This window comes from Desulfovibrio sp. 7SRBS1, assembly GCF_049723905.1.
Lineage (GTDB): Bacteria > Desulfobacterota > Desulfovibrionia > Desulfovibrionales > Desulfovibrionaceae.
On record NZ_JBJKFD010000001.1, the window covers coordinates 467461 to 481869 of the forward strand.

The following is a 14409-nucleotide window of genomic DNA, read 5'->3' on the forward strand; positions in this document are numbered from 1 at the left end:
ATGCAGCCGGTACTTGACGTAAAAGAAATGTCCATGAACTTTGGCGGGCTGCGTGCGTTGGACGAAATTGGCCTGTCCGTGGAAAAGGAACAGATTGTAGCTTTGATCGGCCCCAATGGCGCGGGAAAGACAACATTCTTCAACTGCGTTACGGGAATTTACGATCCTACGGAAGGGGATGTGCTGATTAATCCTCCTGGGAAAAAATCGAAGCGCATCAATGGCTACAAGCCCAACAGAGTGACCGAACTCGGTGTGGCCCGGACTTTTCAGAACATACGTCTTTTCCCTGATATGACGGTTCTGGAAAATGTCATGATTGGCTGCCATTGCCGGACAAAAACCGGCATTATTGCTTCAATTCTTCGTCCGCCCTCTGCGCGCCATGAAGAAGAGAGGGTCGTACATGATAGTTATGAACTCCTCAGAAGGATGGGGCTTCACAAACACTACAATGATCTGGCAAAGAACCTTCCTTACGGAGCGCAGCGCAAACTTGAGATTGCCCGCGCCCTGGCCACGGAGCCTTTTTTGCTTATGCTTGACGAACCTGCTGCAGGGATGAACCCTCAGGAAACACAGGAACTCAAGGATCTTGTTGTGGCTATGAAGGAGGAGTTTGAAATTGCCATTCTCCTCATCGAGCACGATATGAAGATGGTTATGACGCTTTCCGACTACATCTACGTTATGGAATACGGCAAACTTATTGCCGAGGGTGTTCCTGCGGAAGTCAGCGAGAATCCCGATGTCATCAGGGCCTATCTTGGAGAGGATGCCGATGCTTGAGTTGAAGAATATCAATACATTTTACGGCAATATCCAGGCTCTGTATGATGTCAGTCTGAAAGTCGGCCACGGTGAGATTGTAACGCTCATTGGGGCTAACGGAGCAGGGAAAAGCACCACGCTGATGTCTATTTGCGGTGCCACACCGCCTCGTACAGGAGAAATTCTGTTCGAAGGGAAACCCATCTCCGGGGCAAAACCTAATGACATTGTTTCCATGGGAATCAGCCAGGTACCGGAAGGGCGATTGATTTTTCCTGATCTCACAATCATGGAAAATCTGGATATGGGCGCTTTTCTGCGCAACGATAAGGACGGAATCAAGCGAGACCTGGACTATGTGTTCGGGCTTTTTCCTATTCTGGCCGAGCGTCGTAAGCAGGCTGGCGGAACACTTTCCGGCGGCGAACAGCAGATGTTGGCTATTTCTCGTGCCATTATGGCTCGTCCGCGTTTGCTTCTGTTGGATGAGCCCTCTTTGGGGTTGGCCCCGATTATTATTCGGCAGATTTTTGACATTGTAGCCAAAATTAACGAAACCGGTACAACTGTTTTTCTGGTGGAGCAGAATGCCAACCTGGCACTCAAGACAGCCCACCGGGGATATGTTATGGAAAACGGCCGGATCATTATGGAAGATACGAGCGAAAAATTGCTCGCCAATGAGGAAGTCAAGAAGGCGTATCTCGGCATGTAGGACGAAAATGACTCCTGCCGGGATGATTGTATAACACGCTCCGGGCGCATGTTTGCTACGGAACGATGCCCGAAAGGAGGCTTGGGTGTTATGGAAAAGATTGCATACGAGGGCCTGACCTTTGACGATATATTGCTGCTTCCGGCGTTTTCTGAAGTGCTCCCGCACGAAGTTGATGTCTCCACGCAGCTGACGCCGACGATTAGGCTGAATATTCCTTTGGTCAGCGCGGCAATGGATACCGTTACCGAGTCTGCCATGGCTATTGCCATTGCTCGTCAGGGCGGTGTTGGGGTAATCCACAAGAATTTGTCCATTGAGGAACAATGTTACCAGGTTGAAAAGGTCAAAAAGTCCGAATCAGGCATGATTCACGACCCTGTGACCATTGAACCTGACATTACAGTGGGCCATGCTTTGGATGTGATGAGCGAATACCGTATTTCCGGGCTGCCCGTAGTGCGTGGTGGTGAGCTTGTCGGCATTTTGACCAACCGTGATGTTCGTTTTGTAACGAACATGGACACTCCTGTTCGTGATCTCATGACAAGCGAGGGTCTGGTTACGGTCCCGGTTGGAACCAGCCTGGACGAAGCCAAGGAACACCTGCACGCAAACCGGATTGAGAAACTTTTGGTGGTAGACGATCAAAACAAATTACGCGGTTTGATCACCATCAAGGATATCGAAAAAAAAGGAAAATATCCTAACTCCTGCAAAGACGAAAAAGGTCGTCTGTGCGTTGGTGCCGCTATTGGTGTGAGCGCTCACGTCGACGGAAGGGCTGATGCTCTGCTTCGGGCTGGAGCCGACTTTTTGGTCCTGGACTCTGCACATGGGCATAGCGTCAATATCCTTAAAGCGTTGCGTGCCATTCGTGGTGCTTTTCCCCATTGTCAGCTTATTGCAGGCAATGTGGCAACAGCTGAAGGAGCCAAGGCCCTGGCCGAAGCAGGAGCCGATACCGTAAAGGTTGGGATTGGCCCCGGTTCCATCTGTACCACTCGTATCGTGGCAGGTTGCGGTGTGCCGCAGGTGACTGCCATTATGAATGCGGTCAAGGCGGTTTCCAAGATGGATAAATGCGTCATTGCCGATGGTGGCATCAAGTTTTCCGGGGACGTCGTCAAGGCCCTGGCTGCCGGTGCCAACTCCACCATGATGGGGTCCATTTTGGCCGGGACCGAGGAAAGCCCTGGCGAAACCGTCCTGTATCAGGGCCGCAGCTATAAAATATATCGCGGCATGGGCTCAATTGATGCTATGAAAGACGGAAGCAAGGACCGCTACTTTCAAGAAAAATCCGAAAAGCTTGTTCCTGAAGGTGTTGTGGGCCGCATTCCTTACAAAGGCCCTGTCGTTGATACTCTTTATCAGCTGGTGGGGGGCCTGCGCTCTGGCATGGGCTACACCGGCAGTGCGACAATAGAAGACCTGCGCACCAAGGCGCAATTCGTTAAAATCTCTCCGGCTGGCCTGCGTGAGAGTCACGTCCATGACGTGATCATCACTAAGGAAGCCCCGAACTATCGTACTGAGCCGTTCTAAACCACAGGCTGTAGCCTGAGTTATGTAGATGCTTCCTACCGGGTCGACTCTTGTCGACCCGGTTTCAAGGCGTTAGGAGTCCGTGGCTGGCTCTTTACTCCGGCGCTCAGAGAGCGTAGGAAAGCGCTTATTTCTTAGTCCTTAAACTTGGCCTAGCGCCGTCCCATCACGCCTATGCAAGAACAGAGTAAAGTCGTTATCTTGGACTTCGGTTCCCAGTATACCCAGTTGATCGCCCGCCGTGTGCGCGAAGCTGGGGTTTATTCGGAAATACATCCCTGCACCATCAGTTTGGATGACCTTAAGGCGCTTGAACCTTCCGCCTTAATTCTTTCCGGAGGGCCCAGCAGCGTTCTGGATGCGGAGTCGCCCAAGATCGATAAGGAAATTTTCAATTGGGGCTTGCCTGTTTTGGGCATCTGCTACGGCATGCAGCTGATGTCGTATTCCCTTGGCGGAAAAATTACCGCTGCCACGGATCGCGAGTACGGCAGGGCCGAGCTTGAACTTGTGAAGGATTGTCCTCTTTGGGAAAATTTGCCTGAAGAAAGCCTGCATCAGGTTTGGATGTCGCATGGCGACCATGTGGAATCCATTCCCGAGGGCTTTGTGATCGCCGCTCGGACATCCAGTGTTGAAGTTGCTGCCATGGTTGATGTTTCCCGTAATTTCTACGCTCTGCAGTTCCACCCCGAAGTTGCACATACCGACGACGGGGAAATTATCCTGCACAACTTTCTTTTCAAGATCGCCAAGCTGAAACCAGGTTGGACCATGGCTTCCTTCGTGGAATCGTCCGTGGAAAAGATGCGGGAAGAGATTGGCGATGCGAATGTTGTCTGCGGACTGTCGGGCGGTATCGATTCGACAGTTGCCGCCGTGTTGCTCAACAGAGCCATCGGTAAGCGACTGCACTGCATTTTCGTAGACAATGGCCTTCTGCGCATGAATGAGCGTCAGGAAGTTATCGGATTTTTGGAAGAGCATTTCGATCTCAACCTCATCGTGGTTGATGCCCGTGATCTTTTCTTGGGCAAACTCGAAGGGGTGACGGACCCGGAAAAGAAGCGCAAAATCATCGGTTATACTTTTATTGATGTTTTTGAAGCCGAGGCCAAAAAGCTCAAGGACGTGAAGTTCCTGGCACAGGGCACATTGTACCCGGACGTCATTGAATCCGAATCGTTCAAAGGCCCCTCGGCCGTGATCAAGAGCCACCACAACGTGGGCGGACTGCCTGAAAAGATGGACTTCAAGCTGGTCGAGCCCTTGCGTGAGCTTTTCAAGGACGAAGTACGCAGGGTGGCCATGGAGCTTGGGATGCCAGATTTCATTATCTGGCGCCATCCTTTCCCTGGTCCTGGCTTGGCTATTCGGGTTATTGGCGAGATCACCCAGGAGCGGTTGGAAATTTTACGGCAGGCCGACCGTATCGTTCAGCAGGAACTGCTGGCTACGGACTGGTATCGCAAGGTTTGGCAGGGGTTTGCCGTTCTGCTTCCTTTGAAGACCGTTGGTGTAATGGGGGATGACAGAACGTACGAGCATGTCATTGCCCTGCGTATTGTGGACAGTCTGGATGCCATGACTGCAGACTGGTCGCGCCTTCCGCCGGAAATCCTGGCCCGTATGAGCAATCGAATCATCAACGAGGTCAAAGGCGTCAACCGAGTCGTTCTCGATATCTCCAGCAAACCGCCCAGCACTATTGAATGGGAATAACGTATCGTCCACCTACTTCAGCAGATATTGACGAGGTCGTATGTTTGGAATCGGTTCGACGGAAATACTGATTATCTGTGTGGTTGCATTGCTTGTTATTGGGCCACAGAAGCTCCCCGGTTTTTTGCGTACTCTGGGAAAAGGGCTGGCTGAATTCAAGCGTATGAGCTCCGATGTAAAGAGTACGTTGGATCATGAGATCCAACGGGCCGATATGGAGGAACGCCAGAAGGAAGCAAAGAAGGCCACTAAAAAAGCTCAAGTGCAAGCTCAGAAAGCCGGAGCTGAAGTCGTGGAAAAGACTGCGGCCGTGGAGGAACCCAAACAGGAAACAGCTTCAGATAAGACTGAAGTAGAACCTGTTGCAACAGCCTCTGCCGAACCTGAGTCCTCTGGAGACAAGGCATGAGTGCCGGAGAGGACACCAGTAAGCATTCCGGCACGTCCGGGGACGAGTCCCTGGAGGGCAAGGAAAAGCGTGCGGCTGCAGAAATCGGCAATGACGCTGAGCAGATTGACGATAATGATGATCCTTCTTTGACGGACGATTTATACGCTGTTGAACGGGGGGAAATCCCCCCGTCCAGCGATGACAAGGAAGAGTCGGACACTTCTTCGGCCAGCGAAACAGACGCGGTCGGGGCTTCTGATGCCTTGGATGATTCTGCCCTTGAAGGTGGATCGTCTGATGAGGAAGATGAAGAATTTCTGCCTACATCTTCGGATAATGTTCCTCCGGCCTCGACCGACGACACCGAAGAAGATGAAGAAGACGAGGAAGACGACGAAGAAGATGACGATGAGGAAGACGACGAACTTGCCGGTTCCCGGATGCCTCTGACTGCACACCTCCTTGATCTTCGCAAGCGTATGGTGCGTAGTTTTATCGCCGTAGCAGTTGGTTTTATCGCCTGCTACCCGTTTTCCAAAGAGCTGTTTGGCTACCTGATGGACCCGATGACAAAGGTCCTGCAGACGGGAAGCTTTATTTACACCTATCCACCAGAGGCTTTTTTTACATATATAAAGGTTTCCCTGGTGGCGGGTGTTTTTGCCACAAGCCCGTTTATTTTTTATCAGATGTGGCAGTTTATAGCCCCTGGGCTGTACGACCACGAACGGAAAATTCTTATCCCGATTGCGCTTCTTTCGGCTATATTCTTCGTTAGCGGAGCGTGTTTCGGGTATTTTGTGGTTTTTCCGTTCGGGTTCGAGTTTTTTGCCAGCTTTTCCAACGAGTCGATCGTCTTTATGCCGAAGCTTTCCGAGTACCTCGGTTTTGCGCTCAAACTTCTTTTTGCTTTCGGTGTGGTTTTTGAGATGCCGATTTTCGTGCTTTTTCTTGCCAAGCTCGGCATGTGCACGGCCCGCGGCATGCGAAAGTTCCGCAAGTATGCTATTCTTTTGGCTTTTGTGGTCTCTGCCATTCTTACCCCGCCTGATGTCATAACCCAGACCCTTATGGCGGGACCGCTTATTCTGCTGTACGAAATAAGCATCCTCGTTGCTTATACATTCGGCAAAAAAGAAAAACCGGCGGAAGAAGTAGAAGAAGACTCGGAAGATGGGGCCGAGGCCGAGAACGAAGTTGACAGCCCGGATGGCGAGGCTGATGCTACAAAGTCGGGTTCCGCATAAAAACAACACTAACAGCGGCAAGGGAGTTTCTCTTGCCGCTGTATTCTTATAGGAGCAAGCGTCCGCTTGCTCATGTCCCGACTTTCGTGCATTGTAAATCCGAGGAATAATCTGGATTACTCCAGCCACATTGCGTGTTTTCCAATATTTTCTTTGAGTTTGGAGTTGCTCTCGCAGAGTGGGTGCTTTGGTTCCAAGTGAATGCGGAGTTCGATTATGAGAAAAGCGCACATTACACGTACTACCGGTGAAACGGACATTTCCCTTTCTCTGAATCTGGATGGTTCTGGAAAGTGCACTGTGGACACCGGGTTTGGTTTTGCCGACCATATGCTGCATTTGATGGCCTTTTGGGCAGGATTCGATCTGGACGTATCCTGTCGTGGGGACATGCAAATTGATGCACACCATTCTTTGGAAGACGTTGGGATCTGCCTTGGGCAGGCTCTGTTTGAGGCCATGGGAGATCGTAAAGGAATAGCCAGAGTGGGGCAGGCCAAGGTGCCCATGGATGAGGCTCTTGGCGAGGTCGTTTTGGATCTTTCCGGCAGACCTTATCTTGTCTATCGTGAATTGGAGCCTCTTCCTCCAATTATCGCAGGGCAGGAGAAAGATCTGTGGCGAGAATTTTTGCGTGCCTTTTCTTCGGGCGCGCGCATGAATCTGCATGTGCTGTTGCATTATGGTTTGAATGGACACCACATGTTGGAATCTGTTTTTAAAAGCCTGGGGCTGGCTCTTGGAACCGCCTTGAAGCTTTCCCGCGAAGGGGTCACCAGTACCAAGGGGAGTTTGGATTGATGCGAAAAGCAAACTGGACCATCTGGGGCTGTTTACTGGTTGCCGTTTTTTTGTTGAGCAGTTGCGCCAAGTCGCCTGCTCCGTTTAAACCCTTGCAGAAGGATACCGTCCTTGCTGTGGCCGGATTCAAAAATCCGCGCTATAATTGGGAGCTTCTCGCCGGCTGCATGCCGGATCAATGCAATATTGTGAAGCCCGAAGTGTTGGACAAGCTCAACACTATGCTGACAGATGCTCTGAGCGCTTCCGGGAGAAATTTCATTGGGGTGTCCATGGTGCGCCAGTGCCAAGAGCTTGTTGGATTTGAGCAGCGTAACGAATCGCAGCAGGCTGCGGCTTTGCGTTATTGGCTTAATGTTGGGCGTTGCGTCCCTTGCGACTATCTGCTTGTGCCGCAGCTGATGTCTTGGAAGCAACGTGATGGTGGTGACTGGGGGGTGCGTCAGCCCGCTAGTGTGGTTATGCATTTTTATTTGTTGGATATTCGTAATCAGGGAATTGTTAAAACTTCTTATTACGACGAGACCCAGGAGCCGCTTTCTGGAAATCTGTTGGAAGCGGGAACTTTCTTTAAACGCGGGGCCAAATGGGTTACCGCAGAACGTCTGGCAAGCGACGGTATATCCGAGGCCATTCAGGAGTTGGGGTTGTGATTCTTTTTCCTGCTGTAGACATTAAAAATGGGCAATGCGTCCGCCTCAAGCAAGGGCGCAAGGATGATGTTTCTGTTTTTTCGGTTGATCCTGTAGCCCAAGCTCTCCAATGGCAGAAAGCCGGTGCCACTTTCCTTCATTTGGTCGACTTGGATGGAGCATTTGAGGGTGAACCGACAAATTTCAGTCTGATCCGCAAAATCTGCAGCGCTTTGGATATCCCAGTGCAACTGGGAGGAGGCATCCGCGATGTACAAACAGCAGAGGCGTATATCCGAGCGGGTGTGCGGCGTGTCATCATAGGCACCATGGCTTTGTCCGATCCGGACACCTTTGAGTTGTTGTGCAAAGAGCTGCCCGGTCGCATAGGTGTTTCTCTGGATGCTCTTGATGGGCAACTCAAAACCCGTGGTTGGGTCGACGATGCCGGACTGACCGTCGATGATGTGCTTCCCAGGCTTGAAAATCTTGACGTACGCTTTATCATCTATACCGACATTGGACGCGACGGAATGCATGCAGGTGTCAATACCAAGGCTCTGGCCGAACTCTGTAGCAAGTCGCGCATTCCGGTTATCGCCGCTGGTGGTGTGTCCACCATGGCAGATATCAAGGCGTTGGCTCCTCTAGTAAACGAAGGTTTGGAAGGAGTCATAACCGGACGTGCCATCTATGAAGGCACGCTGGACTTGGCGGAAGCGCTCCAATGGATCAAAGACCAGGGAGGTCGAGTATGAGTAAGAGCTCTGTTAAAGTGAAAGGCATGAGTTGTCAGCATTGTGTGGGGGCGGTGACCGAAGCCTTGGAAAAGCTGGAAGGTGTCGGCGAGGTAAAGGTTGATCTTGCCAGCGGAACTGCTGAGTATGAAGAAAAGTCGGCTGTAAGCGTGGAAGACATCAAGGCGGCTATTGAAGCCGTAGGCTTTGAAGTCGGCTCCTGATTTATTATTGCCTTGAATTGTAACATGAAGCCTCCGGGGATTCTCCGGGGGCTTTTTTGTTCCTTGGGGTTAGCGGATAAGGCGGGTGTGTGGGTGCGCCGCCTGCCAAGCGAACCAGTAGGCCGTGGTTTGTTTGACAGAACAATCAGTGACAATGGCGTCCAGGCTTGCGTCGTAAATCAAGCGTACAGGGAGCCCCCCGACGACAATACGCAACCTTTGCGTGGGGCTTTTCTTTAAGGTTTCCAGCTGAATTGCCACGCTGTCCTCTTTATGGACCATTGTAAAAACAAGGGTTTTGGCGGGTAAAAACTGGTTCCTTGTGTGGGTAGGAAACCAAAGTTCATCGGAAGCCGCATACGTAGCATACGGGTTACGAGAATAGTCGATTGTGCTGGTTTGTTTGGGGCTTACCACTTCGCTGTGAGGGTACTTTTTTTTCCAATGGCCCCAGTCTGTTTCCACCAAAGGCAGGGTGGGCAATTCCACGCCGCTGAGCTTGCCGTCGATGCCTTCACCATAAAGTTGGGGGATAAGGCTTTGGGTCTTTTTGTCGTAAAGGACGAGATTGCTGTCGAGCACCAGCCCGGATACCCCCAGCTGGACTCCGGCGAAGGCTACTGCAGAGCCGGAGAGCGGACAGTAGGTTACTGAAATGGGAGCTCTTTGGCGTTTGATGTTCACCACGGCATGCCAACGGAGCACGGCCTTGGGAATGGCGAGTGCGCTTTTGCCGACACGTAATCCATAAATACGCGTATGACGGGGCAGGGTACTGTTGCTGCATGCGATAATAGGGGGCATGTCCAGAATGGGAATGCCATCTTTTTTAACCGCGCGGTACAGGTTGCGTTCTTGGAATTTGCAATAGGCCTGTTCTCCGGCCAATGAAGCAGAGGTCGGTTGCAGCAGGCTGCAAAAAAAGGAGAGAAGAAGGAGAAAACGAAACATGTGCAGAAAGGTATCCGAGCCGGAACAGAGAGTAAAGAAGGGCCGGAATTTTGGGGTTCCGGCCCTTTGACGGCCAAGTGGCCGTTGGCTTTATTGTTTTTTAATCAATGTCGGGATTCGGCAGGACAAGGTTGAGAACAACACCCAGAATGCCGGCCAGACCGATGCCGCCAAGAGTAAAGCTGCCCAAGTTGAAGGACATGCCACCTACGCCCATGACCACGATAAGGGCCACGATGGCGAGGTTTCTGGGCTTCATCAAGTCGTGCTGCGCTTTAACCAGGCTGTTCATACCAACCACCATGATTGCACCGAAAAGCAGTACCATGATGCCCCCCATGACCGGCACGGGAATGGTGGAGAGCAGAGCGCCCAACTTGCCGATAAATGCCAGTGCTACGGCAACAATGGATGCCCAGGTCATGATAGCCGGGTTGAATGCCTTGGTGAGGGCAACAGCTCCGGTTACTTCGGAATACGTGGTGTTGGGAGGTCCACCCAGAAGGGCCGCTAAACTTGTAGCCAGTCCGTCACCCAGCATTGTGTTTTTGATGCCCGGTTTTTCCAGATAGTTTTTTCCCGTAACCGATCCAATAGCCAGAACGTCGCCAAAGTGCTCAATGGCAGGAGCGATGGCAACAGGAACAATAAAGAGCACTGCCTCCAGGTTCCACTCCGGTGTGACAAAATCCGGCATTGCAATCCAGGGGGCCTTGAATACCGGCGTGAAGTCAACGATTCCGGCAAAGAGACTGGCGATATACCCGGTCAGAATGCCGAGCAGGATCGGGATCAGCCTCATTATGCCTTTACCCATCAGTGAAGCGAAGATGGTTACAGCCAAAGACAGCATGGAAATCATTATTGCTGTCGATTCCGGCACGAGCTGCACTTTCCCGTCGCCTGTAAGTCCGCGTGCCATGTGCACGGCGGTGGGGGACAGGATGAGGCCGATAACCATAATGACGGGGCCGACCACGACAGGGGGCAGGAGGCGCTCAATGATGCGGGTTCCGTAAATACGGATGAGGAAGCTCAGCACAACATAGAACAAACCGGCAGCAGCCAAACCGCACATGGTCTGGGGAATACCCCAAGTCTGTACGCCGTAGATGATGGGGGCGATGAATGCGAACGATGAAGCCAGAAAAACGGGAATCTGGCCGCGGGTGATAATTTGGAACAACAGGGTTCCGGCACCGGCAGTAAAAAGGGCCACATTTGCATTGAGGCCCGTCAGTAAAGGTACCAGTACCAAAGCGCCGAACGCGACAAATAGCATTTGCGCGCCCAGCAGGCAGTCTTTCAGTCGGAATTCATATTCCGTGGAATGAACGCTCACAACAATCCTCCTCCCTCGTCTTGCTGTTTACTATTTGGTTCCGAAAATCTTGTCGCCGGCATCACCGAGTCCGGGCAAGATGTATCCGACTTCATTGAGGCGTTCATCAACGGCGGCAGTGAAGATTTCCACATCGGGGTGGGCTTCGTTGAGCTTTTGAATGCCCTCGGGAGCGGCAACCAAGAATAATCCCTTAATCTTGCGGCAGCCTGCTTCCTTGAGCAAGTTGATGGTAGCCACAAGAGTGCCGCCAGTCGCCAGCATGGGGTCGAGGATCAGAACGGTACGTTCCTGGATTTCCTTGGCCAGCTTGACATAGTAGCTAACGGGTTCCAGAGTCTCTTCATTGCGGTACATGCCCACAACACTGACTTTTGCCCCGGGGACCATGTCCAAAACACCGTCCATCATTCCGATTCCGGCACGGAGAATGGGAACAATGGTGATCTTTTTACCCTTGATCTGCTCGACTTCCACTTTGCCAGCCCATCCGTCCACAGTGACTTTTTCAGTTTCCAGGTCTTTGAGGGCTTCGTAGGTCAGCAGGCGGGCAATTTCATTGGACAGAGCCCGAAAGTTTTTGGTGCTGGTCGCATTGTCACGGAGAATACCGAGTTTATGTTTAATCAGGGGATGCTCTACTACCTGTACGGGCATGTCCGCCTCCTTGAGGTTAGTCAGTTGATTATATGGAAAGCGTGCCTTTCGGCACGCTTGGCAAAACCGGTTCAAAGCAAAATCAACCAGTTGTAAATGGCTCTTTGCTCAAGGTCAAGCCGAGTTGCCTCTTTGCCAACTGCTATGGGCGCGTGTATTCTTCTCTTGGACCTTTGTTACGCCTTGTTATTCATGTAGTCGGAGATACCTGATTGAAAACTGAAAAAAAATTATCATCTGCTTCCAGAGAGCCTTCCTTACTCTATGAAGGCGTGGTCGAAGAAGAAAATCGAGGGAGCCGTCTTGATGCGTTCCTCGCCTCGCGGGCAGAATTGCAGGAGTACTCGCGCAGTCGTGTCCAGGAGTGGATACGTGCAGGGTTTGCCTTGGTGCAGGGGGAAGTCGTCGGTAAACCGAACCATAAAGTAAATGTCGGCGACAAGGTATGTTTGTCGGGACAGCTCAAGCAGACCCGGGCTCAGGCGGAAGAAGGGCAGCTGGATATCCTCCATCACGATAAGGATATTGTAGTGCTGGTGAAACAGCCGGGGGTAACGGTGCATCCTGCCCCCGGGGTGGAGCAGGGCACACTTGTCAATTTTTTGCTGCATCGTTTTCCGGAACTTCAGGGAATGGACGAATGGCGGCCCGGAATTGTCCACCGTCTGGATAAGGACACGTCCGGATTGATGGTGGTGGCTCTGCAGGAAGGGGCCCGTCAGGTGCTTCAGAAAGATTTTTCCCAACGGAATGTGAATAAGGTCTACCTGGCTCTTGTACATGGTGTTCCCCCGGAAAGGGGGGAGATTGATGCTCCAGTAGGCAGGCATCCATCCATAAAGACACGCATGGCCGTAACTCCCAAAGGCGGTCGGAATGCTCTCAGCCATTACGTTCGGCTGTGGGCAGATTCTACCGGGCAGCTCTCGCTTGTTGCGGTGAAAATTTTTACCGGTCGTACCCATCAGATTCGGGTGCATATGGACCACATCGGCCATCCCATTGTCGGGGACACTGTTTACGGTAAAGGAATGCAGAAGAAGTGGGCTTTGCGGCATCCCTTGGCAGCCCGCATTACCCGTCGGCAGATGCTCCATGCATCTTATCTGCAGTTTCAGCACCCTGGGACAGGTGAGAGCATGCGTTTTTTTAGTCCTCCGCCCATGGACTTCATGCGCTTGCCCTTGCTGATGCGGCCAGGATGCCAACGCGTGGCCGTTGTGGGGATGCCAGGTAGCGGAAAAAGCTACCTCTCTGGTCTGCTTGCTGCGCAGGGGGTGCCTGTCTTCAGTGCAGACAAAATTGTTGCCGAACTTTATGCGCCGGGAGCGGATTGCTGGAAACTGCTTCGCGGACGTTTCGGGGACCGTTTTATCCTCCATGATTCTGATCCAGTGGACAAGCAGGGACTTTTCAAGGCCATGGTCAAGGAGCCGTCATTGCGGCGCGAAGTAATGGATATGGTCCATCCGCTTGTGGAGCACCGCCTCCGTTCCTTTTGGGAGAACTGCTTCGACCAAAGGTTGGCTGTGGCCGAAGTGCCTCTTTTTCTCGAAGGGGGATGGCGTGAAAAACAGCTGGCAGACCTCGTCATATGTGTCGATATGCCAGGGGCCACCCGTCGTGACTTGTTGGAAGGTAAGCGTGGAGTAAGTGAGGATATGGCGGCAGTGCTCGATTCATGGCAGTGGAGCCGTGAAGACAAGAGAAGTGCCAGCGACATTGTGGTGGAAAACTCCGGTGATCCCGATCAGATGTATGCCAAGGCAAAAGATTTGCTTCGGTCGTTGCAACAACGGCGTATCCGTCAGGCGAGACAGCTTGGTGAACGTTTTCGGGAGCTGTGCTCCTGCAGACAGCTGCCTTTTGTCCGGGAGACGGGCGGCATATGATTCCACTTCGCGACAGTATCCCCAACGTGCGGCCACCGTATGCGGTTTGGGCCATTATGATTCTTAATGCTGCCGTTTTTTTGTTTCAGCTCAGCCTGAGCCAGCAAGGTGAAACTCAGTTGACTTATCTGTTCGGTGTAGTTCCTGCTCGGTATACAGGGTTTTTCGAAAGTTCGTGGACCGGGAGCCCTCTGTGGGACATTGTGCCTTTTTTTTCCTATATGTTTTTGCATGGAGGGTGGCTGCACTTTCTGCTTAACATGTGGGTCTTATGGATTTTTGCCGATAATATTGAAGACGTTATGGGGAGCGGGAGGTTTCTTCTTTTTTATCTGCTATGCGGGTTGGCGGCTCTTGCGTTGCATATCATCCTTAATCCGGCATCCAGAGTACCTATTATTGGTGCTTCCGGAGCCATCGGCGGGGTTATGGGAGCCTACCTTTTGTTGTATCCCCATGCACGCATCGTTACTTTTATTCCCATTATTTTCATTCCCTATTTTATTGAAATTCCGGCGGTTATTTTTTTGGGGTTCTGGTTTCTCACGCAACTGCTCTCCGGATTGGGTACGCAAATGGGGGCGGGGGAGGGTGGAATTGCTTTTTGGGCACATGTAGGAGGTTTTTTAGCTGGCATGCTTTTGCTTAAGTATTTTAAGCTTCCTGCACGCTGCGTGTATTGTTACAATCGGACCCGAAAACGGTATGAGCAAGGCGGTTGACTTTATCGTAAAAATATATTCTGTACTTTTCAGGTAGGGATTATATCTTATGTTAAT

15 protein-coding genes are annotated in these 14409 nt (G+C 51.7%); 12 read left to right on the top strand and 3 right to left on the bottom strand.

All coding sequences use genetic code 11. From position 1 onward, the window contains the following. From ACI0FJ_RS02280 to ACI0FJ_RS02325, 10 genes are all read left to right on the top strand, one after another. Positions 1 to 789, top strand: a complete 789-nt coding sequence (locus tag ACI0FJ_RS02280) for an ABC transporter ATP-binding protein (protein ID WP_424298413.1) — start codon at positions 1 to 3, stop codon at positions 787 to 789. Next, positions 782 to 1486, top strand: a complete 705-nt coding sequence (locus tag ACI0FJ_RS02285; RefSeq protein WP_424298416.1) for an ABC transporter ATP-binding protein — start codon at positions 782 to 784, stop codon at positions 1484 to 1486. Before ACI0FJ_RS02280 ends, ACI0FJ_RS02285 begins: the two co-directional genes overlap by 8 nt. 90 nt (positions 1487 to 1576) lie before the next feature. Beyond that, positions 1577 to 3034, top strand: a complete 1458-nt coding sequence (gene guaB, locus ACI0FJ_RS02290; protein ID WP_424298419.1) for an IMP dehydrogenase — start codon at positions 1577 to 1579, stop codon at positions 3032 to 3034. Between the two features lie 174 nt (positions 3035 to 3208). Further along, positions 3209 to 4756, top strand: a complete 1548-nt coding sequence (gene guaA, locus ACI0FJ_RS02295; RefSeq protein ID WP_424298422.1) for a glutamine-hydrolyzing GMP synthase — start codon at positions 3209 to 3211, stop codon at positions 4754 to 4756. 40 nt (positions 4757 to 4796) lie between these two features. After that, positions 4797 to 5165: a Sec-independent protein translocase protein TatB gene (tatB, locus tag ACI0FJ_RS02300; RefSeq protein WP_424298425.1), complete on the top strand. Its 369-nt coding sequence runs from the start codon at positions 4797 to 4799 to the stop codon at positions 5163 to 5165. 422 nt (positions 5166 to 5587) lie between these two features. Beyond that, positions 5588 to 6394: a twin-arginine translocase subunit TatC gene (tatC, locus tag ACI0FJ_RS02305; RefSeq protein WP_424306446.1), complete on the top strand. Its 807-nt coding sequence runs from the start codon at positions 5588 to 5590 to the stop codon at positions 6392 to 6394. Between the two features lie 216 nt (positions 6395 to 6610). Next, on the top strand, positions 6611 to 7195 hold the full coding sequence (gene hisB, locus ACI0FJ_RS02310; protein ID WP_424298428.1) for an imidazoleglycerol-phosphate dehydratase HisB: 585 nt from the start codon (positions 6611 to 6613) through the stop codon (positions 7193 to 7195). Next, positions 7195 to 7848 carry a hypothetical protein gene (locus ACI0FJ_RS02315; protein WP_424298431.1) on the top strand — a complete coding sequence of 218 codons (654 nt, stop codon included), beginning with the start codon at positions 7195 to 7197 and terminating at the stop codon, positions 7846 to 7848. Before hisB ends, ACI0FJ_RS02315 begins: the two co-directional genes overlap by 1 nt. Further along, on the top strand, positions 7845 to 8585 hold the full coding sequence (gene hisA, locus ACI0FJ_RS02320) for a 1-(5-phosphoribosyl)-5-[(5-phosphoribosylamino)methylideneamino]imidazole-4-carboxamide isomerase (RefSeq protein ID WP_424298433.1): 741 nt from the start codon (positions 7845 to 7847) through the stop codon (positions 8583 to 8585). Before ACI0FJ_RS02315 ends, hisA begins: the two co-directional genes overlap by 4 nt. After that, on the top strand, positions 8582 to 8788 hold the full coding sequence (locus ACI0FJ_RS02325) for a heavy-metal-associated domain-containing protein (protein WP_424298436.1): 207 nt from the start codon (positions 8582 to 8584) through the stop codon (positions 8786 to 8788). Before hisA ends, ACI0FJ_RS02325 begins: the two co-directional genes overlap by 4 nt. 69 nt (positions 8789 to 8857) lie before the next feature. Here the strand turns inward: ACI0FJ_RS02325 and ACI0FJ_RS02330 are convergent, their stop codons facing one another. The 3 genes from ACI0FJ_RS02330 to upp all read right to left on the bottom strand — a co-directional run bounded on the left by ACI0FJ_RS02330 (position 8858) and on the right by upp (position 11738). After that, positions 8858 to 9739, bottom strand: a complete 882-nt coding sequence (locus ACI0FJ_RS02330) for a DUF3179 domain-containing (seleno)protein (protein ID WP_424298439.1) — start codon at positions 9737 to 9739, stop codon at positions 8858 to 8860. 100 nt (positions 9740 to 9839) lie between these two features. Further along, positions 9840 to 11081 (bottom strand): uracil-xanthine permease family protein, encoded by a 1242-nt coding sequence (locus ACI0FJ_RS02335; RefSeq protein ID WP_424298442.1) that lies wholly within the window; start codon positions 11079 to 11081, stop codon positions 9840 to 9842. A 30-nt stretch (positions 11082 to 11111) separates the two neighbouring features. Next, on the bottom strand, positions 11112 to 11738 hold the full coding sequence (gene upp / locus ACI0FJ_RS02340; protein ID WP_424298445.1) for a uracil phosphoribosyltransferase: 627 nt from the start codon (positions 11736 to 11738) through the stop codon (positions 11112 to 11114). A 212-nt stretch (positions 11739 to 11950) separates the two neighbouring features. Here upp and coaE point away from each other — a divergent pair, with 212 nt between their 5' ends. Next, complete coding sequence (gene coaE / locus ACI0FJ_RS02345; protein ID WP_424298448.1) at positions 11951 to 13630, top strand: dephospho-CoA kinase; 1680 nt, start codon at positions 11951 to 11953, stop codon at positions 13628 to 13630. Next, entirely contained in the window at positions 13627 to 14352 is a 726-nt protein-coding gene (locus ACI0FJ_RS02350; protein WP_424298451.1) for a rhomboid family intramembrane serine protease, read from the top strand. Before coaE ends, ACI0FJ_RS02350 begins: the two co-directional genes overlap by 4 nt. Positions 14353 to 14409 lie beyond the last annotated feature (57 nt).